19 protein-coding genes are annotated in these 22,328 nt (G+C 72.6%); 10 read left to right on the forward strand and 9 right to left on the reverse strand.

Features of this window, described 5'->3' with window-relative positions:
- Both GUY61_RS00005 and GUY61_RS00010 read right to left on the reverse strand, forming a co-directional pair.
- Window positions 1-795 (reverse strand): Fpg/Nei family DNA glycosylase (locus GUY61_RS00005; protein WP_166627913.1); only part of this gene is annotated, 795 nt, incomplete at its 3' end.
- A 100-nt stretch (window positions 796-895) separates the two neighbouring features.
- Window positions 896-5,542, reverse strand: coding sequence for an ATP-dependent helicase (locus tag GUY61_RS00010; protein WP_166627914.1), 4,647 nt, complete (start codon window positions 5,540-5,542; stop codon window positions 896-898).
- Between the two features lie 104 nt (window positions 5,543-5,646).
- On the opposite strand from GUY61_RS00010, the gene GUY61_RS00015 reads away from it, so the two are divergent.
- The 3 genes from GUY61_RS00015 (at window position 5,647) to GUY61_RS00025 (ending at window position 7,777) form a co-directional block, all read left to right on the forward strand.
- Window positions 5,647-6,504: an AraC family transcriptional regulator gene (locus GUY61_RS00015; protein ID WP_166627915.1), complete on the forward strand. Its 858-nt coding sequence runs from the start codon at window positions 5,647-5,649 to the stop codon at window positions 6,502-6,504.
- 98 nt (window positions 6,505-6,602) lie between these two features.
- Window positions 6,603-7,472, forward strand: a complete 870-nt coding sequence (locus tag GUY61_RS00020; RefSeq protein WP_166627916.1) for an AzlC family ABC transporter permease — start codon at window positions 6,603-6,605, stop codon at window positions 7,470-7,472.
- Window positions 7,469-7,777, forward strand: coding sequence for an AzlD domain-containing protein (locus GUY61_RS00025; protein ID WP_166627917.1), 309 nt, complete (start codon window positions 7,469-7,471; stop codon window positions 7,775-7,777). Before GUY61_RS00020 ends, GUY61_RS00025 begins: the two co-directional genes overlap by 4 nt.
- A 62-nt stretch (window positions 7,778-7,839) precedes the next feature.
- Here the strand turns inward: GUY61_RS00025 and GUY61_RS00030 are convergent, their stop codons facing one another.
- Window positions 7,840-8,754, reverse strand: coding sequence for a hypothetical protein (locus tag GUY61_RS00030; protein WP_166627918.1), 915 nt, complete (start codon window positions 8,752-8,754; stop codon window positions 7,840-7,842).
- An 80-nt stretch (window positions 8,755-8,834) separates the two neighbouring features.
- On the opposite strand from GUY61_RS00030, the gene GUY61_RS00035 reads away from it, so the two are divergent.
- The 3 genes from GUY61_RS00035 to GUY61_RS00045 all read left to right on the forward strand — a co-directional run bounded on the left by GUY61_RS00035 (window position 8,835) and on the right by GUY61_RS00045 (window position 11,520).
- Window positions 8,835-9,029: a DUF3046 domain-containing protein gene (locus GUY61_RS00035; RefSeq protein ID WP_166627919.1), complete on the forward strand. Its 195-nt coding sequence runs from the start codon at window positions 8,835-8,837 to the stop codon at window positions 9,027-9,029.
- A 242-nt stretch (window positions 9,030-9,271) separates the two neighbouring features.
- Window positions 9,272-10,540 carry an AI-2E family transporter gene (locus tag GUY61_RS00040; RefSeq protein WP_398953671.1) on the forward strand — a complete coding sequence of 423 codons (1,269 nt, stop codon included), beginning with the start codon at window positions 9,272-9,274 and terminating at the stop codon, window positions 10,538-10,540.
- A gap of 137 nt (window positions 10,541-10,677) precedes the next feature.
- Entirely contained in the window at window positions 10,678-11,520 is an 843-nt protein-coding gene (locus GUY61_RS00045) for a triphosphoribosyl-dephospho-CoA synthase (protein ID WP_313896426.1), read from the forward strand.
- Between the two features lie 35 nt (window positions 11,521-11,555).
- Here the strand turns inward: GUY61_RS00045 and GUY61_RS00050 are convergent, their stop codons facing one another.
- A complete protein-coding gene (locus GUY61_RS00050) occupies window positions 11,556-12,386 on the reverse strand; it encodes a LysR substrate-binding domain-containing protein (protein ID WP_166627920.1) in 831 nt (276 codons plus the stop codon).
- Window positions 12,387-12,715: 329 nt separating this feature from the next.
- On the opposite strand from GUY61_RS00050, the gene recA reads away from it, so the two are divergent.
- On the forward strand, window positions 12,716-13,846 hold the full coding sequence (recA, locus tag GUY61_RS00055) for a recombinase RecA (protein ID WP_166627921.1): 1,131 nt from the start codon (window positions 12,716-12,718) through the stop codon (window positions 13,844-13,846).
- 12 nt (window positions 13,847-13,858) lie between these two features.
- Complete coding sequence (recX, locus tag GUY61_RS00060) at window positions 13,859-14,542, forward strand: recombination regulator RecX (RefSeq protein WP_313896428.1); 684 nt, start codon at window positions 13,859-13,861, stop codon at window positions 14,540-14,542.
- A 61-nt stretch (window positions 14,543-14,603) separates the two neighbouring features.
- On the opposite strand, the gene GUY61_RS00065 is transcribed toward recX, so the two are convergent.
- The 5 genes from GUY61_RS00065 to GUY61_RS00085 form a co-directional block, all read right to left on the reverse strand.
- Window positions 14,604-16,214, reverse strand: a complete 1,611-nt coding sequence (locus tag GUY61_RS00065; protein WP_166627922.1) for an FAD-dependent monooxygenase — start codon at window positions 16,212-16,214, stop codon at window positions 14,604-14,606.
- A gap of 201 nt (window positions 16,215-16,415) precedes the next feature.
- Window positions 16,416-17,351 (reverse strand): amino acid ABC transporter permease, encoded by a 936-nt coding sequence (locus GUY61_RS00070; RefSeq protein ID WP_166627923.1) that lies wholly within the window; start codon window positions 17,349-17,351, stop codon window positions 16,416-16,418.
- On the reverse strand, window positions 17,348-18,016 hold the full coding sequence (locus tag GUY61_RS00075) for an amino acid ABC transporter permease (RefSeq protein WP_166627924.1): 669 nt from the start codon (window positions 18,014-18,016) through the stop codon (window positions 17,348-17,350). Before GUY61_RS00075 ends, GUY61_RS00070 begins: the two co-directional genes overlap by 4 nt.
- Window positions 18,017-18,115: 99 nt before the next feature.
- Window positions 18,116-18,958 (reverse strand): glutamate ABC transporter substrate-binding protein, encoded by an 843-nt coding sequence (locus GUY61_RS00080; protein WP_166627925.1) that lies wholly within the window; start codon window positions 18,956-18,958, stop codon window positions 18,116-18,118.
- A gap of 90 nt (window positions 18,959-19,048) precedes the next feature.
- Complete coding sequence (locus GUY61_RS00085) at window positions 19,049-19,834, reverse strand: amino acid ABC transporter ATP-binding protein (RefSeq protein ID WP_166627926.1); 786 nt, start codon at window positions 19,832-19,834, stop codon at window positions 19,049-19,051.
- 287 nt (window positions 19,835-20,121) lie between these two features.
- Between GUY61_RS00085 and GUY61_RS00090 the strand changes: the two genes are divergently transcribed.
- Both GUY61_RS00090 and GUY61_RS00095 read left to right on the forward strand, forming a co-directional pair.
- Window positions 20,122-20,814, forward strand: a complete 693-nt coding sequence (locus GUY61_RS00090; RefSeq protein ID WP_166627927.1) for a response regulator transcription factor — start codon at window positions 20,122-20,124, stop codon at window positions 20,812-20,814.
- A gap of 33 nt (window positions 20,815-20,847) precedes the next feature.
- A complete protein-coding gene (locus GUY61_RS00095; RefSeq protein ID WP_166627928.1) occupies window positions 20,848-22,269 on the forward strand; it encodes a HAMP domain-containing sensor histidine kinase in 1,422 nt (473 codons plus the stop codon).
- The last annotated feature ends 59 nt before the right edge of the window (window positions 22,270-22,328 follow it).

A 22,328-nucleotide genomic window follows, 5' to 3' on the forward strand; every position in this document is an offset into this window, starting at 1 on the left:
GGTGGGGTACGGGCCGGACTGGCAGCGAGGGCACCAGTAGGTGGGGCGCAGGCGCAGACCGTCGCCCTGATCGGCGGACCGGATGGAGGTGCCGCAGCGCAGGCAGGGACGGGGCACGCGGCCGTAGACCCACAGACGCCGGTCGGGGCGGTCCACGCGGGTGGTCATTCGCGCCGGGCGCTCGCGATTGGCCTCGAGCAGCTTCCTGGCGAGCGCGACGAGACGCGCGGGGGCAGGGAACTCGCCCGTGGGCAGCCAGGGGGTGACACCGGCCATGAAGCACAGCTCGCTCTTGTAGACATTGCCGATGCCCGCCAGGTTGCGCTGGTCGAGCAGGGCCTCGCCGAGCGGCCGCTCCGGCACGGCCAGGAGGTTCCGCAGCGCTTGGTCCGGATCCCAGTCGGGGCCGAGCAGATCGGGCCCGAGGTGACCGACGGCCCGGTCCTCCTGGGCGGTGCGCAGCAGTTCCAGCACGGGCAGCCGGTAGCCGAAGGCGGTGCGCCCGGCCGTGCCGAGCACCGCACGGATCTGGTGCGCGGGGCCGCCCCTCGGGCGCTCCGAGGCACCGCAGAGCTTCCAGGAGCCGTCCATCCCGAGGTGCGAGTGCAGCGTCAGCCCGCCCTCGACCCGTGTCAGCAGGTGCTTGCCGCGCGCGGCCACCTCGACGACGGTGCGGCCTGTGAGGTCGGTCGTCGCGAGCTTGGGCACCCGCATGTCCCAGCGGACGAGCCGCTCGCCCGCGAGTGCTTCGTGCAGGCGCTTCGCGGCCTGCCAGACGGTGTCTCCTTCGGGCATGTCTCCATGATGCGGGGTGCCGCCACGGCCGGGTGTGTGCCGGTGCCGCCGCAGAGGGTGCGGCACCGGCCCGGGCGGGGAGACCCGGCCCCCGTGGGAGTCAGGGGCGCAGGCGCAGCCCTCGCGGTGTGGGATGGAAACCCGCCGCCTCCAGGGCACGGCCGAGGGGCGAGGAGAGCGACGGGGTGCCGTTGGTGCGCTCGACTGTGAGGGAGCCGAGAGCCCCGGCGCGGGCCGAGTCCGCGAGCGCGGAGACGGCGGCGGCCAGGCGGTCGTCGTCGCCGGGTTCCGAGTCGGGCGACCGCCAGGCGAGCAGTGTCTTGCCGCCGCGTTCCATGTACAGAGTGAGCTCACCGTCGACGAGGACGACGGTGCGCGGGGACGGCTCCGCGTCCCGCCGGCCCTGATACCCGCCGAACTCCGGCTGAGAAGCCCGGCCGCGCTCACGCGCCGTGTTGATCGCCCGCAGCCGGTCGACGGCGCCGTCCATCGCGAACTGGGCCGCGCCCAGGCCCTCCACGACATAACCGCGGCGGGCCTGACCGCTGTCCTCGAAGGCGGACAGGACGCGATAGGCGGCGGAGAACCCGCCCTCGACGCCTTCCGCCGAGACCGCGCCCCGCGTCACCACACCGTGGCGGTCGAGGAGCGTACGGGCAAGGGCGTGTGCCCGGTGCGTGGTGTCGGACTCGCGGTCCGGGAGCAGCGACCAGCGGCCGGCGACGGTGGGCGGCCCCGAGCGGGAGACAGGGCGGGAGCCGGACACGGCGAGCGCACCGAAGCGGCCGCGGGGAACGGCCCGTTTGGCCCGGTGCGCCGTGGCCCCCGCCGTACGGCCCGATCCCATCAGCGAGCGCAGCGGGGCCAGGGTGTCGTTGGTGAGCCGCCCGGACCAGGCGAGCTCCCACAGCACATCGGCCAGTTGGGGATCGGTGGCCTCGGGATGGGCGGCGGCCCGGACCTGATCGGCGATCTGGCGGAAGAACAGCCCGTAGCCGCCGGAGAGCGTGTCGAGCACGGACCGGTGCAGCGGGGACAGCTCCAGCGGGTGCGGCTCGTGGAGCAGCAGCGGGGCCGTGTCGGCGAGATAGAGCGAGACCCAGCCGTCCTTGCCCGGCAGCGAGCCCGCGCCCGCCCACACGACCTCTCCCGCCGTCGTCAGCTCGTCGAGCATGGCCGGGTGGTAGTCCGAGACCCGGGCGGGCAGGACCAGCTTCTCCAGCGCGGAGGCGGGCACCGGAGCACCCTGCAACTGCTCGACGGCGCGCACCAGTCCGTCGACGCCCCGCAGACTGTGCGTGCCCAGGTGCTGCCACTGCGGCAGGAAGGTCGCGAGCGTGGCGGGCGGCACGGGTTCGAGTTCCTGGCGCAGCGCGGCCAGGGACCGCCGGCGCAGCCTGCGCAGGACCGCCGCGTCGCACCACTCCTGGCCGGTGCCCAGGTCGGCTCCCGCGGCGCGCGGTGCCTCGTCGGAAAGGTGGTGGCGGGCGAAGGGAGGGCGGAACTCGCCCGGCACGACCCGGCCGCTCGCGGCGAGACGGTGCAGCGCCCCGTCGGTGACGGCAGTGCCGAGGCCGAAGCGGGCCGCGGCGGCGGCGGAGGTGAACGGGCCGTGCGTACGGGCGTAGCGGGCGAGGAGGTCGCCGAGGGGATCCTTGACGGGCTCCGTGAACGCCTCGGGGACGCCGACCGGGAGTGCGGTGCCCAGCGCGTCCCGGAGCCGTCCCGCGTCCTCCACGGCGGCCCAGTGGTCCTGGCCCGCGATCCGCACCCGGATGGCGCGGCGGGTCGCGGCCAGTTCACGCGGCCATTCCGGTTCGCCGCCGCGCTCCGTCAGCTCCGCGTCGGTGAGCGGGCCGAGCAGCCGCAGCAGATCGGCGACCCCCTCGACGTCCTTGATCCGCCGGTCCTCGGTGCGCCACTGGAGCTCCTGCTCCAGCTCGGCCAGCACCTCGGGATCGAGCAGTTCACGCAGCTCCGCCTGGCCGAGCAGTTCCGCGAGCAGCCTGGAGTCCAGCGACAGCGCGGCGGCACGCCGCTCGGCGAGGGGCGAGTCCCCCTCGTACAGGAACTGGGCCACGTAGCCGAAGAGGAGGGAGCGGGCGAAGGGCGAGGGCTCCGGGGTGGTCACCTCCACCAGGCGCACCCGCCGGGACTCGATGTCGCCCATGAGCTCCGCGAGGCCCGGTACGTCGAAGACGTCCTGGAGGCACTCGCGGACCGCCTCCAGGACGATCGGGAAGGAGCCGAACTCGCTGGCCACCTGGAGTAGTTGCGAGGCACGCTGGCGCTGCTGCCACAGCGGGGTGCGCTTGCCGGGGCTGCGGCGCGGCAGCAGCAGGGCGCGGGCGGCGCATTCACGGAAGCGGGCGGCGAACAGCGCGGAGCCGCCCACCTGGTCGGTGACGATCTGCTCGATCTCGCCCTTGTCGAAGAGGGCGTCGGACGCGCCGACGGGCGCCTGCTCCGCGTCGTACTCCGTGCCCTGCCCGGCCGGTTCCGTGTCGAGCAGGTCGAGGCCCATCAGGTCGGCGTCCGGCAGCCGCAGCACGATCCCGTCGTCAGCGTGCATGACCTGCGCGTCCATGCCGTACCGCTCGCCGAGGCGGGCGCCCAGCGCCAGCGCCCAGGGGGCGTGCACCTGGGCGCCGAACGGGGAGTGGATGACGACGCGCCAGTCGCCCAGCTCGTCACGGAACCGCTCGACGACGATGGTCCGGTCGTCGGGGACATGGCCGCAGGCGCGGCGCTGCTCGTCGAGATAGGCCAGCACGTTGTCGGCGGCCCAGGCGTCCAGGCCAGCGGCGAGCAGCCGCAGCCGGGCGTCTTCCGCCGAGAGTCCGCCCACCTCGCGCAGGAACGCCCCCACGGCGCGCCCCAGCTCCAGCGGCCTGCCCAGCTGATCGCCCTTCCAGAAGGGCAGCCGTCCCGGCACGCCGGGAGCGGGCGAGACCAGCACCCGGTCACGGGTGATGTCCTCGATGCGCCACGAGGTCGTACCGAGGGTGAACACATCGCCCACCCGCGACTCGTACACCATCTCCTCGTCGAGCTCACCGACCCGGCCGCCGCCCTTCTTCGGGTCGGCGCCGGCGAGGAAGACACCGAACAGCCCGCGGTCGGGGATGGTGCCGCCAGAGGTGACGGCGAGCCGCTGGGCCCCCGGGCGGCCCGTGACCGTACCGGCGACGCGGTCCCAGACCACACGCGGGCGCAGCTCGGCGAAGGCGTCCGACGGGTAGCGGCCCGCGAGCATGTCCAGGACAGCGGTGAACGCGGACTCGGGCAGGGAGGCGAAGGGGCCGGCGCGGCGGACGACCGCGAGGAGGTCGTCGACCTGCCAGCTGTCCAGGGCGACCATCGCGACCAGCTGCTGGGCGAGGACGTCGAGCGGGTTGGACGGGACGCGCAGCGACTCGATCGCGCCCTGCCGCATCCGTTCGGTGACCACCGCCGACTGCACCAGGTCTCCGCGGTACTTCGGGAAGACCACGCCCTTGGAGACCGCGCCCACCTGGTGGCCCGCGCGGCCCACCCGCTGCAGCCCGGAGGCCACCGAGGGCGGCGACTCGACCTGGACGACCAGGTCCACCGCGCCCATGTCGATGCCCAGCTCGAGGCTGGACGTGGCGACGACCGCGGGCAGCCGGCCCGCCTTCAGGTCTTCCTCGACCAGCGCCCGCTGCTCCTTGGACACCGAGCCGTGGTGCGCGCGGGCCAGCAGCGCCGGCGCGCCGTGGGCCTTCCCCGACTGGGCCATGATCTCCGCCGGAGGCGGCCCTTCGGGAAGCGCCTCCCCCATGGCCCGTTCGTACGCGATCTCGTTGAGGCGGTTGCACAGCCGCTCGGCGAGCCGCCGCGAGTTGGCGAAGACGATCGTCGAGCGGTGCGCCTGGACGAGGTCGGCGATCCGCTCCTCCACATGAGGCCAGATCGAGGGCCGCTCTCCGGTGTCACCCTCCTGCACCGGGGAGCCGCCCAGCTCGCCCATGTCCTCCACGGGCACGACCACCGACAGGTCGAACTCCTTGCCCGACGGCGGCTGGACGATCTCCACCCGGCGCCGCGGCGACAGGAACCGGGCCACCTCGTCCACGGGGCGGACCGTGGCCGAGAGACCGATCCGCCGGGCGGGCCGGGGGAGCAGCTCGTCGAGCCGCTCCAGGGACAGCGCCAGATGCGCCCCTCGTTTCGTCCCCGCGACCGCGTGCACCTCGTCCAGGATGACGGTCTCGACGCCGGTCAGGGCCTCGCGGGTCGAGGACGTCAGCATCAGGAACAGCGACTCGGGGGTCGTGATGAGGATGTCGGGCGGTCGGGTGGCCAGCGCCCGGCGCTCGGCCGGCGGGGTGTCCCCGGAGCGGATGCCCACCCTCACCTCCGGCTCGGGCAGCCCGAGCCGCACCGACTCCTGCTTGATGCCGGTCAGCGGGCTGCGCAGATTCCGCTCGACGTCGACGGCGAGGGCCTTGAGGGGGGAGACATAGAGCACACGGCAGCGCTTCCCGGCCTCGGCGGGCGGCGGCGTGGAGGCCAGTCCGTCCAGCGCGGAGAGGAACGCGGCAAGGGTCTTGCCCGAGCCGGTGGGCGCGACCACGAGGACGTCGGATCCCGCGCCGATCGCCCGCCACGCACCCGCCTGGGCCGCCGTGGGCGCCGTGAACGCCCCCGCGAACCAGCTCCGGGTCGCGGGGGAGAAGGCCGCCAGCACCGAAGCCGGGTCGTCCGCCCTGTCCTTGTCCGCCATGCCTCCATCCTGCACCGCGCCACTGACAATGCCCGCCGCACCCGTGTGTCCGCGCCCCGACGGCCCGCACCCGGCACCCACGGCCGGGGCGCAGAATGGGAGGCATGGACGAGGAGGTGGCGCGGTCGGCGGTGCCCGCCACGAGGGGCGAGCGGGCCAGGCACTGGCAGTACGAGGAACTGCCGGGTGTCGACCTGCTCCGCGCCAGCTACGTCCGCAAGACGTTCGTGACGCACACCCACGAGAACTACGTGATCGCCGCCATCACCGACGGCGTCGAGGTGTTCCACCACACAGGGGAGGACCGGTACGCCGGGCCCGGCACGCTGGCGCTGGTCAACCCCGACACCCCGCACACCGGCAGGGCCGAGGGCCCCGAGGGCTGGCAGTACGGAGCCGTGTACCCGGGGCCGGACGTGGTGGCCGAGATAGCAGCCGAGACCACCGGGATCCGCGGCACCCCCGGGTTCTCGTCCCCGGTGCTCCACGACCCCTACGCGGCGCGCCTGGTCGCCGAGGTCCTGCGCGCCGCCGACGAGGGGAACGCGCTCGCCGCGGACACCTTGCTGCGGGTGGCCGTCGCGCGTCTGCTGCGTCTCAACGGCGGCGGCATGCCACCGCGCACGGCGCGCTCCGCCGGCGCGCGGAACGCCGCCCGCGCCCGGGCCGTCCTGGAGGAGCACATGGCCGGGCCGCCCTCCCTGGAGAGGCTCGCCGCCGACCTCGGCACCAGCCCGTTCGCACTGCTGCGCGCCTTCAAGGCGGCCTACGGAATGCCCCCGCACGCCTGGCTCACCGACGCCAGGGTCCGTGCCGCCCGCAGAATGCTCGACCGGGGCGTCACCCCGGCCGAGGCCGCGGTCGCGGTGGGCTTCACCGACCAGCCGCACCTGAACCGGCACTTCACCCGCATCGTGGGAGTGCCGCCCGGCGCCTACCGCCGTGAGCGCGCGCGAACCTGAGCATGCGAGAACGTGAGCCTGGCGAGACCGGGCGAGCGGAAACGCGTGCGCAAGAACGTACAAGACCCGCCTGCCCCCGTCCCCGTAACGTCCCAGCCGTGGCAGAAACGACACACCCGGAAGAGAAAGCACCCGGAAGCGCACCCGGAAGCCCATCCGGAGGCGGTCGGGGAGGCGGCCGCGCCCCGGGAGCGGCCGGAATCCCCGTCGCCGGCGGGAGCAAGCGGGACTCGGCCGTCGTCAGGGACGCGCTGGCCGTCGGTATCGCCGTCGGCCTGTCCGGCTTCGCGTTCGGCGTCACCTCGGCGGGCGCCGGCCTGAGCCTTGCGCAGACCTGTGTACTCAGCCTTCTCGTCTTCACCGGCGCCTCGCAGTTCGCGCTGGTCGGAGCCCTGGCGGCAGGCGGCAACCCGCTCACCGCCGCGGCCGGTGCCTTCTTCCTCGGCGTACGCAACGCCTTCTACGGCCTGCGCCTGTCCCAGCTGCTGGCGCTGCCGCGCGCGGCCCGTCCCTTCGCCGCGCACTGGGTCATCGACGAGACGACCGTTGTGGCGCTCGCCCAGCCCGGCCGGCGCAGCGCGCGCATCGGGTTCACGGTCACCGGCGCCACCCTCTACGTGCTGTGGAACCTCACCACTCTCCTGGGGGCGCTCGGCGCCGAGGCCATCGGCGACACCAACGCCTGGGGTCTGGACGCGGCAGGGCCCGCCGTCTTCCTCGCCCTGCTCGCCCCCATGCTGCGCAGCACCACCGAGCGCGCCGTCGCCGGAACGGCCGTCGTCCTCGGCCTCGGCTTCCTGCCGGTGCTGCCCGGCGGCGTGCCCGTGCTCGTCGCCGCGCTCGCCGCACCCGCCGTGCTCTGCCTACAGGGCCGCCGGATCCACCGGACCGAAGCCGAGGGCAGGCCACCGGCCAACGGGCACGCCGACCGGCACGAGCCGCACGCCGCCCCGGAGGACAACCGTTGAACACCTGGACCGCCATCGCAGTCACCGCCCTCGGCTGCTACCTGGTCAAGCTGATCGGCCTGCTGGTCCCCGCCGGCTCGCTGGAACGTCCGCTCGTGAAGCGGCTGGCCGCGCTGCTCCCCGTGGCGCTGCTGGCCGCGCTCACCGCGCAGCAGACGTTCAGCACCGGCCAGCACCTCGCCGTCGACGCCCGCGCGGCAGGGCTCGCGGCGGCGGCGCTCGCGCTGGTGCTGCGCGCCCCCTTCCTGCTCGTCGTCGGCGCGGCCGTGATCGTCACCGCGGGGGCGCGCGCCATGGGCGGATGATCCCGCGGACGGACGGACGGACGCGCTGCCGCGCCGTGGCGTCCGCCCGCGCGTCCCGTCCCTCAGCCGATGTCCCGCCCGTACGCGCGCAGCGTCAGCAGGGCCTCGATCGTCACGGCCGGGCGCGCCTCCAGGGCCGTTCCGGGGGCCCATTGCCGCCGGCGGAGCGGCCAGCCGCCGTCCTCCTGCTGCTCGCTCGCAAGGAAGTCCAGCGAGCGCTCCATCTCCTCGTCCGTGAACCAGCCGCGCGCCAGCGAGCCCGGCCGTTTCGCGTAGTCGTGCGGATGGTGCAGCTCCCCGGGGGCGTAGCCGTCCGGCACGGGGTGGTCGGTGCGCCGCTCCGGGTCCAGCACGGCGAGCCGCTGCTCGCGCACCAGCCGTCCCAGCCGGTCCGCCGCCGCCTCCGCCCGGGCGCGGTCCGGGGCGCCGTCGAGAAAGGCGACGGCCGCCTCGACCTCGTACGGATGGGACTTCTCCAAGGACTCCACCGCCGACCAGCAGAAGTCGGTCGCCCGGAACAGCCAGGCGTGCCACACGTCGTTGCGGTGCAGCAGGCCCACCACGGGTCCCGTGGCCAGCAGATCACTCGGCGGAGAGTCGGTCACCAGCACGAACGGGGCGTGCGGATAGCCACGCAGCGAGGGGTGGACGGCGGGCAGCGCGCCGTCCACCGTCGACACCTCGGTCAGATATCGGCACACGCGCTCCGTCCGCTGCCCGCCGCAGCGTCCGACGGAGTCCAGGACGCGCAGGGCGTGCGCGGTGTGGAGGGGCTGGCTCACCGGGCCACGCAGGTCGGGTTCCAGGGCGTGACCGTAGCCGCCGTCCTCGTTGAGGTAGGCGGCCAGGGCGGCCTCGACGGCGTCCGCGCCTCCGCCCAGGAAGTGATGGGCGAATCGCCGCTGCTCGAGTACACGGGCCGTGAGCCATACGAAGTGTTCTGCACGGGACAGGGAAGATGCTCCGGTTCGGGCCATGTGCAGACCGTAGGAGCGGAAAGCGCTGTAGGCGAGCGGCTCCGGTCCGGCTGCACTCTCAGGGGAGCAATACTGGGGTCATGCGGTTGACGGTGTTCTGGGAACGGATGACGGATTACTTCGGCGCGGCGTACGCGGACACCTTCGCGCGCGACCACGTGATGTCCGAGCTCGGCGGCCGCACCGTGTACGAGGCACTCGACGCGGGGTGGGAGGCCAGGTCCGTCTGGCAGGGCGTCTGCGCCGCCATGGGCATTCCCGCCGACAAGCGCTGACGCGGACGCCGGCGGATGGCGCCGGCGCCGGGAGCGGCTCCACGGTTCCCGGGGAGCAGCCCGCGGCCCTCGGGAGCTCCGGGAACGACCCGGCTCGGCCGGGAGCGCGTCCACCGTCACGGGCGGCGCCCGCCGTACGGGACACTGGGCCGGTGGCCACCACAGACGAGACGACCGACGAGCCCATCTCCGGCACGCCGACCGGCGCACCGGCGGCGGGCGCGCTGCCGGACTCACCGGCGGTGGCGCCGGCCGACGACGCCACCGCGGCTTCCGGACCCCCGTCCACCGGCCGCGCTCAAGACGCGGCGGCCACCGCCTCCGCGAGTGCCGACTCCGTCCCGCCGCCGGTCGGCATGGCTGGTGCCGCGGCCGGTGCGGCGGCCCGGATGCCGCGCTGGCTGCCGCGCGCCATGGTGCTCGCCCTCTCCCTCATCGGCTGCTTCCAGCTCGTGGTCTGGGGCTTCCACCAGCTCGTGGGGCTGCTGATCAACGTCCTGATCGCGTTCTTCCTCGCCCTCGCCGTGGAACCGGCGGTCGACTGGATGGCCGCCCGCGGCGTGCGCAGGGGCCTCGCCACCGGGCTCGTCTTCCTCGGAGTGCTCGTCGCCAGTGCCGGGTTCATCACCCTCATGGGAACGATGCTCGCCGGACAGATCACCGCGATGGTCGAGGACTTCCCCAAATACATCGACTCGGTGATCAAGTGGATCAACGACACCTTCCGCACCGAGCTCTCCCGCGTCGAGATCCAGGACAGCCTGCTCCACTCCGACTGGCTGCAGAAGTACGTCCAGAACAGCGCGACGGGCGTCCTCGACGTCTCCGCCCAGGTGCTGGGCGGTCTGTTCAGAATGCTGACGATCCTGCTGTTCTCGTTCTACTTCGCGGCCGACGGACCGCGGCTGCGCCGGGCCCTGTGCTCGGTGCTCCCGCCCGCCAAGCAGGCCGAGGTGCTGCGCGCCTGGGAGATCGCGGTCGCCAAGACCGGCGGCTACCTCTACTCGCGCGCCCTCATGGCGCTGATCTCAGGCACCGCCCACTTCGTGCTGCTGGAGACCCTGAACGTGCCCTATGCCCCCGCGCTCGCCATGTGGGTCGGTCTGGTCTCGCAGTTCATCCCCACCATCGGCACGTACCTGGCAGGGGCCCTGCCCATACTGATCGCCTTCACCGTCAATCCCTGGTACGCGCTGTGGGTGCTCGTGTTCGTCGTCATCTACCAGCAGTTCGAGAACTACCTGCTGCAGCCGCGCATCACGGCCAAGAGCGTCGACATCCACCCTGCCGTGGCCTTCGGATCGGTCCTGGCCGGCACCGCGCTGCTCGGCGCCGTCGGCGCGCTGATCGCCATCCCGGCCATCGCCACCCTGCAGGCGTTCCTGGGTGCCTATGTGCGGCGGTACGAAGTCACGGACGACCCCAGGGTGCACGGCAGGGGCAGGCCCCGGCGCGGCGCCGCATCGGCCCTGGCCCAGGTCCGGTGCTCGCTCTGGGACCGCTCCCGGTGAAACGGGCCCACAGCGTGTTCACAGCGTGAGGACAGCCCATTCAGGAGCGACCGCCCTAGCGTGCGTCCATGCGTGCGAACAGCATGGTCCTCAGAAGATCCCCTTCCGCGGCCGCACCGGGGCCGGGGAAGGCGGCGGTGACACGGCCTTCCGGGCCGGGTGAGGTCCTGGCGGACGCGGCCGTGGGCGCCCTCGTCGCGGCCGTGGAACTCACGCCGAAACCCGGCCTCACCGACGGCCGGGGGCCCGGCCCCGGCGCGCGTACGGACCTGGTGGGCGCTCGCTGGGCGGCCGGGGCGCTCTTCCCCGGCCTGGCCGCGACGGCCGCCGCCGCGCGCCGCGCCGGGGCCGCGACGCCGCAGTTGCGCGAGGAACTCGGTGCGATCGGCCGGTGCACGGAGTGGACCGTCAGACGGGCGGCCTGCGGCACGGACACCCATCGCGGCGCCGTCTGGGTCCTCGGCCTGCTGGTCGCGGCCGCCGCGGTGGAACCGGGCGCGGCGCCGTGCGAGCTGGCCGGCCCGGCCAAGGCGCTCGCCGCCCTGCGTGACCGGCGGGCACCGAGCCGGCCGAGCCGGGGGTCCAGCGTCTCGGCCCGCTACGGGGCGGCCGGCGCGAGGGGCGAGGCGCGCGCCGGGTTTCCGCACCCCAGGCGGGCCCTGGAGGCGCTGCGGGCCGCGCGACGGCAGGGACACCCGGAGGAGACGGCCCGGCTGCGGGCCCTTCTCGGCATCATGGCCACCCTCCAGGACACCGGTCCGCTGTATACGGCGGGCCCCCAGGGGCTGCGGTTCGTCCAGCGGGGCGCGAGCGGTGTCCTGGAAGCGGGCGGGCCCGAGTCCGCCGAGGGGCGGGAGGCCCTGCGGTCGCTCGACGCGGGGCTGCGGGAGCGCGGCGTACGGCCGGGCGGCAGCGAAGCGCTCCTGGCCGGTGCCCTGTTTCTGGACCGGCTGGAGTCCCTGGAGCGGCGCGCCGGATGAACACGGGGGCGCACGCCGCGCGCCCGGCCGGACGGTCAGGCAGCCCTGATCTGCGCGGCGGAGAGAGCCGTGACCGCGGCGATCTCGGCGAACTCCCGCACGAGCGGCGAACGCCGGTCGCTGCTCCACGCCAGGCAGACCTGGCTGGGATTGATGCCGTCGACCGGAACCCGGACGACGTCCTCGCGGGGGTGGGAGACGGCCGTCGACAGCGGAAGGATGGCGACACCGTCCCCGGCGGCGACGTGCTCCAGATCCTGGGCGCGTGCCACGGCGTCGGGGTGGTGCAGCAGGCGCTCGGAGGCCAGCTCGGTAATCGTGAGCGAGGCCCGTCCGGCGAGCCGGTGCCCCAGGGGAAGGGCCGCGACCCTGGGCTCGCTGAACAGTGGACACAGCCGCAGACCGCGATGGTCGACCGGCATGCGCACGAAGCAGACGTCGGCCCGGCCGTCCCGTACGGCCTCGGCCTGGTCCTCGTCGGAGGTGTGCGGCAGGCGCAGGAGCTGGACCGACAGGTCGGGGTGCCGGGCGGTCAGCGTGCGCGTGGCCGCGGTCACGGTGATCCCCGGCAGGAGGGCGATGGTGAACTCCGAGGCGCCGTGGGCGGCCCACTGGACCCGCCGGCGCAGCGCCTCGGCCGAGAGCAGCAGCGGCCTCGCGTCGTCGAGCAGCCGCCGCCCGGCCACGGTCAGCCGGGTGGAACGGTGGTCGCGGTCGAGGAGAGTCACCCCCAGATCGCCCTCGAGCGCCCGGATCTGCCGCGAGAGCACGGGCTGCGCGATACGCAGCCGCTCCGCCGCCCGGCCGAAGTGCAGTTCCTCGGCCACGGCCACGAAATACCGCAGCTTTCTGAGGTCGACGTCCACGGATCCTGTCTCCTCCCGGCCCGCTGCTCCCGGCCCGCTGCTCCTTCCAGGGTAGAGCGCTCGCGCGTCTCTCCGGTTCGCGCGTCCAGGGGAGGACAGCGGCGAGGGCCGCGGAGACCGGTGGTGACCGGCCCCGCTTGACACCGAATTCGAACATCCATTCTTATGGAGTCCCGGGCCGGATTCCGCGGGCGCCCGGGCGGTGCCGGCCCGGTGCGTTGTCCACAGAGTTGTCCACAGGCTGGGGTGGACGTCGGGGCGCATTGTCAGTGGCAGGCGTTAGCGTCGTGGACGTGAAGCGATCGACTCAAGCAAATCGGGTGGAACCCATGGCAGGAACCGACCGCGAGAAGGCGCTCGACGCCGCGCTCGCACAGATTGAACGGCAATTCGGCAAGGGCGCGGTGATGCGCCTGGGCGAGCGGCCGAACGAGCCCATCGAGGTGATCCCGACCGGGTCGACCGCCCTGGACGTGGCCCTCGGCGTCGGCGGACTGCCGCGCGGCCGTGTGGTGGAGGTCTACGGTCCGGAGTCCTCCGGCAAGACGACCCTGACGCTGCACGCCGTGGCCAACGCCCAGAAGGCCGGCGGACAGGTGGCCTTCGTGGACGCCGAGCACGCACTCGACCCCGAGTACGCCAAGAAGCTCGGCGTGGACATCGACAACCTGATCCTGTCCCAGCCGGACAACGGCGAGCAGGCGCTGGAGATCGTGGACATGCTGGTCCGCTCCGGCGCGCTGGACCTGATCGTCATCGACTCCGTGGCCGCGCTGGTGCCGCGCGCGGAGATCGAGGGCGAGATGGGCGACTCCCACGTGGGTCTCCAGGCCCGTCTGATGAGCCAGGCCCTCCGGAAGATCACCAGTGCGCTGAACCAGTCCAAGACCACCGCGATCTTCATCAACCAGCTCCGCGAGAAGATCGGTGTGATGTTCGGTTCCCCGGAGACCACGACCGGTGGCCGGGCGCTGAAGTTCTACGCCTCGGTGCGCATCGACATCCGCCGCATCGAGACGCTGAAGGACGGCACCGAGGCGGTCGGCAACCGGACCCGCTGCAAGGTCGTCAAGAACAAGGTCGCGCCGCCCTTCAAGCAGGCCGAGTTCGACATCCTGTACGGCCAGGGGATCAGCCGCGAGGGCGGCCTGATCGACATGGGCGTGGAGCACGGCTTCGTCCGCAAGGCCGGCGCCTGGTACACGTACGAGGGCGACCAACTCGGCCAGGGCAAGGAGAACGCCCGCAACTTCCTGAAGGACAATCCCGATCTCGCCAACGAGATCGAGAAGAAGATCAAGGAGAAGCTGGGCGTCGGAGTCCGGCCGGAGGCCGCCGAGGCCGAGCCCGGCGCGGACGCGGCGGCCGCCGTTCCGGCCGCCGCCGCGGCCTCTGTGCCCGCTCCCGCTCCCGCGGCCAAGGGTGGAAGGGCGGCCAAGACCGCCACTGCCAAGAGCTGACGCGAGCCGATCGTGACACGGAGAACCGACTGGCCGGAGGCCGGGGGAGACGGCCCGGCGATCCGGAGGGACCGGCCGGAGGGCTCCGGGGGCCGCAGGGCGGCGCGCCCAGGCGCGGCGGCGGACCCCGGGAGCCGACCGGGCCGCCGGGACGGCGGTGCCTCCTCCCCGTCGAGGGCCGAGGAGGCGGCACCGCGCGACCCGGGTGAGCAGGCGCGGGCTATCTGCCTGCGCCTGCTCACCGGGACTCCCCGCACCCGCAAGCAACTCGCGGACGCCCTGTACAAACGGGGCATCCCCGACGAGGTCGCATCTGAAGTGCTCTCCCGCTTCGAGGACGTCGGACTGATCGACGACGCCGCCTTCGCCGGGGCCTGGGTCGAGTCCCGGCACCACGGCCGCGGGCTGGCCCGCCGAGCGCTGGCCCGCGAACTGCGCACCAAGGAGGTCGACTCCGCCGTGATCGACGAGGCCGTGGGCCGGCTCGACTCCGAACAGGAGGAGGAGACCGCCCGCGCACTGGTGGAGCGCAGACTCCGCTCCACCCGCGGCCTCGACCGCGACAAACGGCTGCGCCGACTGGCCGGAATGCTGGCCCGCAAGGGATACGGCGAAGGCCTGGCCCTGCGGGTGGTCAGGCAGGCCCTCGAAGAGGAGGGGGAGGAGCTGGAAGGGCTGGACGAGTACGGGCTCTGAAACCGGCTCCGCCGGCCCTCCGGGTGGGCCTCGCCCTCCACCCGGAGCGATGACTCCCGCTTCAGTGCCCGGCCGTGGTCTTCGTACCCGCCCCCGCCGATCCGCCCCTGACCGTGTCCGCGCACGCGTACAGCTCGGCGGGCCGCACCCCGGCGAAGGCGGCGACGAGATGTCCGTCGGGCCGCACGACCAGCACGGTGTGCGCCGCCGCGCTCGGATAGCTCTCCGTCACCAGCAGTTCGGCGGGCATCGGCAGGGCGGACACCGCTGCCGCCAGCCTCGGCATCACGCCTGCCTGCATCCAGTGCCGCCGGTCCCACACCCCCGTGCCCGGTGCGACGAGCACCACCAGCAGCCCTCTGCCGAGACGTTCCCGCAGCCGTACCGCCGCACCGTCGGGAGCGGTCACCGGCACGTCCTCGACCGGTGCGCCCGGCTCCGTGCCGACCGGCACCTCAGAGTCGGATCGCGCCGGGACCAGCGGGGATCGGGCGTACACCGGGGGCGCACCCAGCGGGCCGCGCCCCAGATGCCCGTCGGCGAGCAGCGTGTCGTGATTGCGCGCGCTGCCCGGGAGGTAGGTGCGCAACCCTCCGCCCCCGCGCAGTATCGGCAACGCCTGGTCGGCCGCGCGCAGCCGGGCGGCGACGGCGGAGCGCCGCTCCGCCTGGTAGCTGTCCAGGAGCGTGTCCGAGGCGCCGTGGTGCCAGGCCAGTGCGAGTTTCCAGGCGAGGTTGCCGACGTCCCGCAGTCCCTCGTCGAGTCCTTGGGTGCCGATCGCGCCCAGCAGATGCGCCGCGTCGCCCGCGAGGAAGGCCCGGCCCACCCGCCAGCGGCGCGCCAGCCGGTGGTGCACGGTGTGCACACCGGTGTCCAGCAGCTCGTAGGGCGGTGTGGTGCCGCACCAGCCCTCCAGCGTCTCCCGCACCCGGGCGATCAGCTGCTCCGGCGTGACCAGGTCGCTGCGCGGCGGCAGCAGCCAGTCGATCCGCCACACCCCGTCGGGCAGGGGCCGCGCCGTCACCTCCGCGGCCGCCCCCCGCCACGGCGGGGCGCGGTGCAGCAGCGCCTCGTCGGTCCACGGGAGTTCGGCGCGCAACGCCGCGACGGCGTGCCGCTCGACCGCCGTACGGCCGGGGAAGCGGACATCGAGGAGCTTGCGGACCGTGGAGCGTGGGCCGTCGCAGCCGACCAGCCAACTGCCGCGCCACCACGTGGCGTTGCCGCCCCGGGTGTGTGCGGTGATGCCGGCGGCGTCCTGTTCCAGTGAGTCGAGCCGCGCTCCGGGGACCAGCTTGACCAAGTGCTCGTCCGCCAGCGCGGCGCGCAGCCCCCGGGTCAGCACGTGCTGGGGGAGGTGCAGGGGGGCCGGGCCCGCGTCATCCGTGCCGGGTTCCGCCGCGGCGCCGAAGACCATCCGGCGCAACTCCTGCCGCCGCCGGAAGCTCCGCCACGCGGAGGGCCGCACACCGCCCTCGCCGCCGGTCGTGACCACGCCGAGCCGTTCGACGAGGGCGGCCGTGTCCTCGCGCAGCACGACGGTGCGGGCGGGCCGCCGTTCCTCCTTGCCCGGGCCCTCGTCGAGCACCACGCAGGGCACCCGCTGCGACGCGAGAGCCAGTGCCAGCGAGAGCCCGACCGGGCCCGCGCCGACGATGATCACCGGGTCCACGGGGTGGCTCCAGGGGCCCTGAGTGACGTAGGGGGAAACGTGCGGGAACTGGCAGTTGGAGCCCGGTGCGCGATCACAATGCGTATGCAACCCATTGCGGGTGCTTGCGTCAAGTGACGAAGGCAGCGGCGTGACCACCGCTGCCTTCCTGTCACTCACACGTTGCTGACGTACCGCCGGTCCGCCGGCTCCACCGGCACGTCAGAACTTGCCGCGCGGCCCGTCCGGTGGTCCTCCCGGCCCGGTGAGGTCGTCGTGGCCCATGTGCTCGCCCGGGGTCGACAGCTCCGTGACGGCGTCGGCGGTCACCACCGCGCCCGTGGACCGCTTGCCGCGCCGCAGCCGGGCTTCCAGCCAGCTCGCGAAGCTGGTGAGGAGGAAGTTCAGCACGATGAAGATCAACGCGACCACGATGAAGCTGGGAATGACGTTGGCGTAGTTGGCGGCCAGCGTCTTGCGGGCGTTGAGCAGCTCGGTGAAGCTCAGCATCACACCGCCGAGCGCGGTGTCCTTCACGATGACGACCAGCTGGCTGACGATCGCCGGCAGCATCGCGGTGACGGCCTGCGGCAGCAGGATGCTGGTCATCGTCTGGCCCTTGCGCAGACCGATCGCCTTCGCGGCCTCCGACTGGCCGAGGGGCAGCGAGAGGATGCCGGCCCGGACCACCTCGGCGAGGACGGAGGCGTTGTAGAGCACCAGTCCGGTGACGACCGCGTACATCGGGCGCTGGTCACTGGGGATGTCCGTGGACCTGACGTAGATCTCGTTGGCGAACAGCATCAGCAGCAGCACCGGGATGGCGCGGAAGAACTCGACGACCGCGCTGGCCGGAACCCTGACCCAGCGGTGGTCGGAGAGCCGGGCGATTCCGAAGACGGCGCCCAGGGGGAGGGCGATCACCATCGAGAGCGCGGCGGCCTTCAGCGTGTTGCCGAGGCCCGGCAGCAGGTACGTCGTCCACGCCTGGGACTGGGTGAAGGGCTCCCACAGGGACCAATCCAGCTGGCCCTTGTCGTCCAGGGCTCCCCAGATCCACCACAGCAGCAGGGTGAGCAGGGCGAAGAAGACGACCGAGAGGACGAGGTTGCGCCGCTTGGCCCGGGGACCGGGGGCGTCGTAGAGAAGGGACGTCACCGCTTCACCGCCAGTCGCTTGGCGAGCCAGCCGAGGATCAGACCGGTCGGCAGGGTCAGTACCACGAATCCGAGGGCGAAGATCGCGGCGATCAGCAGCGTCTGTGCTTCGTTCTCGATCATTTCCTTCATCACCAGGGCCGCTTCCGCCACTCCGATGGCGGCCGCCACCGTGGTGTTCTTGGTCAGGGCGATCAGCACATTGGCGAGCGGGCCGATGACCGAACGGAACGCCTGCGGCAGCACGATCAGCGTAAGGACCTGGGAGAAGCTCAGACCGATCGCGCGCGCCGCCTCGGCCTGGCCGACGGGCACGGTGTTGATGCCGGAGCGGATCGCCTCGCAGACGAAGGCCGCGGTGTAGGCGGACAGGCCCAGGACGGCGAGCCGGAAGCCCTGCGCCTCGAAGTCGTCGGCCGCGCCCAGGGTCACGCCGAAGATGTCGGCGAGTCCGAGCGAGGTGAAGACGATGATGACGGTCAGAGGGATGTTCCGGACGATGTTCACATAGGCGGTGCCGAATCCGCGCATGAGCGGGACAGGGCTGACCCGCATGGCGGCCAGCAAGGTGCCCCAGACAAGGGCGCCGATTCCGGAGAGGACGGTGAGTTTCACCGTCACCCAGAAGGCCCCCAGCACGTCGTAATCTTCAAGAAAGTCGAACACGATCTCCCGCGCTTCCGCGTGTGTGGCTTCCGCGTATGTGGAGGGCCGGGTGCGCCGCCGTCCTCACGGCGGACGGCGGCGCACCGGAGTGGCCCGGCGTCACTTGACGATGTCGCCGATCTTCGGAGCGGGCTCGTTCTCGTAGCCGGCCGGGCCGAAGTTGTCCTTGACGGCCTTCTCCCAGGCGCCGTCGCTGACCATCTTCTCCAGCGCGTCGTTCACCTTGTCCACCGTCTCGGTGTCGCCCTTCTTGACACCGATGCCGTAGTTCTCGTTGCTCAGGCTGAGGCCCGCGAGCTTGAACTTGCCCTTGTACTGGTCCTGCGAGGCGAAGCCCGCGAGGATCGAGTCGTCGGTCGTCACCGCGTCCACGGCGCCGCTGGACAGACCGGCGATGCACTCCGAGTACGTGCCGTACTCGCGCAGCTGCGCCTTCGGGGCGATGGAGTCCTTGACGTTCTGCGCCGAGGTCGAACCCGTCACGGAGCACAGCTTCTTGCCGTTGAGGTCCTCGCCCTTGGCGATGCTCTCGTCGGCGCGGATCAGCAGGTCCTGGTGCGCGAGCAGGTACGGGCCGGCGAAGTCGACCTTCTGCTTGCGCTCGTCCGTGATCGAGTACGAGGCGGCGATGATCTTGACGTCACCGCGCGACAGGGCGGTCTCGCGGTCGGCGCTCGGGGTCTCGACCCACTCGATGTCCTTGGCGTCGTAGCCGAGTTCCTCGGCCACGTAGGTCGCCACGTCGACGTCGAAGCCCGAGTACGTGCCGTCCGGCTCCTTCAGGCCGATGCCCGGCTGGTCGAACTTGATGCCGATCTTGATCTTGTCGCCACCACCGCCGGAACCGGAGCCGCTGTCGCCGTCGTCGGATCCGCAGGCGGTGGCGGTCAGCGAGAGGACGAGCGCTGCGGCGGCCGCGGCGGTGACCTTGCGAAGCATCATGATGAACTTCCCTAGGGTTGACGTAATGAGCGTGTCTGCTGAACGGGCTCGGTACGCGCACGTCCACGGGGGGACGCGCACGGACCCGGCTCAGTGGTGAAGGATCTTCGACAGGAAGTCCTTGGCGCGGTCGCTGCGGGGGTTGCTGAAGAACTGGTCGGGAGTCGCTTCCTCCACGATCCGCCCGTCGGCCATGAAGACGACACGGTTCGCGGCCGATCGGGCAAAGCCCATCTCGTGCGTGACGACGACCATCGTCATCCCGTCCCGGGCGAGCTGCTGCATGACCTCCAGCACCTCATTGATCATCTCCGGGTCGAGTGCCGAGGTCGGCTCGTCGAACAGCATGACCTTCGGGTCCATGGCCAGTGCCCTGGCGATTGCCACCCGCTGCTGCTGGCCGCCGGAGAGCTGGGCCGGGTACTTGTCGGCCTGCGTGGCGACACCCACCCGGTCGAGCAGGTTGCGGGCCTGCTCCTCGGCCGCCTTCTTGTCCTTCTTGCGGACCTTGACCTGTCCCAGTACGACGTTCTCCAGGACGGTCTTGTGCGCGAAGAGGTTGAAGGACTGGAAGACCATGCCGACGTCCGCGCGCAGCCTGGCCAGCTCACGCCCCTCCGCGGGCAGCGGCTTGCCGTCGATCGTGATCTCGCCGGAGTCGACGCCCTCCAGCCGGTTGATGGTGCGGCACAGCGTGGACTTTCCGGACCCCGAGGGCCCGATCACGACGACGACCTCGCCGCGGGCGATGGTCAGGTCGATGTCCTGGAGCACATGCAGCGCGCCGAAGTGCTTGTTGACGTTGTTCAGCACGACCAGGGCGTCGGCGGCTGCGGGGGCCGGCACGGCATCCTTCGTCACTGATACTCCGCTCATCGGCTTATTGCTCCGTCCTCCTCGGTTGGGACGGACCTTAATGACCGTCCGCGACCAGCGTCATTACATCTGAGCGGAAATTGAGCATAACGATCTGGCTGCATCCCGACACTCTGCGTGAACAGGACCGGCCCCGGCGTACCGTGTCGATAACGGAAACCTCGCGGAAACAGAGAACGTCTTGACTGTGCGGCCGGACATCCGGGTGGATTCCCTGGTACACCCGCACGACACCCGCACACGCACACACGACTTACGCCGCCACGAGCGAGACCGGAGGGAGGCCCATGAGACTTCTGCTCGTCGAGGACGACAACCATGTCGCCGCGGCCCTGTCCGCCGTGCTTGCAAGACACGGCTTCGACGTCACCCACGCCCGCAGCGGCGAGGAGGCGCTGCAGGCCCTGCTGCCCACCGACCGCGCGCCCTTCGGGGTGGTGCTCCTCGACCTCGGCCTGCCCGACCAGGACGGCTACGAGGTCTGCGGAAAGATCCGCAAGCGCACCAGCACCCCCGTGATCATGGTGACCGCCCGCTCCGACGTGCGCTCGCGCATCCACGGTCTCAACCTCGGCGCCGACGACTACGTGGTCAAGCCCTATGACACCGGCGAACTGCTCGCCCGCATCCACGCCGTCGCCCGGCGCACCGTGAGCGGCGAGGAGGCCGGCCAGGCCGCCGAGAGCGAGCTGCGGTTCGGCGCGGTCAGCGTCGAACTGCCCACCCGGCGGGTGCTGGTCGACGGCACCGCGGTCCAGCTGACCCGCAAGGAGTTCGACCTGCTGGCGCTGCTCGCCCAGCGCCCCGGTGTGGTCTTCCGCCGGGAACAGATCATCAGCGAGGTGTGGCGCACCAGCTGGGAGGGCACCGGGCGCACCCTGGAGGTGCATGTCGCCTCGCTGCGCTCCAAGCTGCGCATGCCCGACCTGATCGAGACCGTCCGCGGCGTCGGCTACCGGCTCGTCGCCCCGCCCGGCTGAACCGCGCTCCCCTCCTGAAGTACCCTCCCTGAGGTGCGCACCCGCCTGCTCCCCCTGCTGATCGTCCTCATGGCGGGCGTTCTCCTGGCGCTCGGCTTCCCGCTCGCCGTGAGCTTCGCGGCCGCCGAACAGCAGGAGGTCGTCGTCGACCGGATCGACGACACCGCGCGCTTCGCGGCCCTCGCCCTCACCGAGACACCGGCCTCCGGGTCCGCCCCCTCCGGCACCACCGGGCGCGACGACGACCGGCGCGGCCCGCTCTCGGAGGACCTGAAGCGCTACCACGCGGTGTACGGCATCAAGGCGGGCGTCTTCTACCGCAATCGCGAGGCCCTGGCCGCGGCACCGGAGGACTGGACGGTGCCCGGCAGCGGCGACGCCGACGAAGCCTTCCGGGAGGCGCTGGCCAGCCGCCGCAGCCACGACCCCGAGCAGGTCTGGCCCTGGCAGCGCAACGGACGGCTCGTCGTCGCCTCCCCGGTCGTCAGGGACGGTGACGTCATAGCCGTCGTCCTCACCGACTCGCCCACCGGGCAACTGCGTTCCCGCATCCTGCGCGGCTGGCTGCTCATCGGCGCCGGGGAGGCCGCCGCGATGCTGCTGGCCGTGGGGCTGGCGTTCCGGCTCACCGGCTGGGTGCTGCGCCCGGTTCGCATCCTGGACGCCGCAACCCACGACATCGCGACCGGCCGGATGAACTCCAGGGTCGCGGCCTCCGGCGGTCCGCCGGAACTCAGGCGGCTCGCCCGCTCGTTCAACGAGATGGCCGACAACGTCGAGGAAGTGCTCGAACAGCAGCGGGCGTTCGTCGCGGACGCCTCCCACCAGCTGCGCAATCCGCTGGCCGCGCTGCTGCTGCGCATCGAGCTGCTCGCCCTGGAACTCCCCGAGGGCAACGAGGAGATCGCCTCCGTGCGCACCGAGGGCAAGCGCCTGGCCCAGGTGCTCGACGACCTGCTCGACCTCGCGCTCGCCGAGCACGCCCCCGCCGACCTCAAAGTCACCGACATCGGGGCCCTCACCGCGGAACGCATCGCCGCCTGGAGTCCCGTCGCGCAGGACAAGGGGGTCCGGCTCACCGCCTCGGGCGCCGCGGCCACGACGGCCTGGGCGGACCCGGTGGCCCTCTCCAGCGCCCTGGACGCCGTCATCGACAACGCCGTGAAGTTCACGGCCCCCGGAGAGTCCGTCGAGGTCCGCGTCGCCGCCGACGGCGACACCTCGACCATCACCGTCACGGACCTCGGCCCCGGCCTGAGTGCGGAGGAACTCGAACGCATCGGTGACCGCTTCTGGCGCAGCAGCCGGCACCAGAACGTAAGGGGCTCGGGACTGGGCCTGTCCATCTCCCGCGCGCTGCTGGCCGCGGGCGGGGGCTCGATCTCGTACGCCGCGCACGAGCCGCACGGGCTGAGGGTGACCGTCACCGTGCCGCGGACCGGCCCCGGGACCTGACGGCCGCCCGGCAGGCCCGGTGCGCCGTGCCGACCCGGCGGGCGCGCCGGGCAGACCCC

The organism is Streptomyces sp. GC420 (genome assembly GCF_009916105.1).
Taxonomy (GTDB): domain Bacteria; phylum Actinomycetota; class Actinomycetes; order Streptomycetales; family Streptomycetaceae; genus Streptomyces.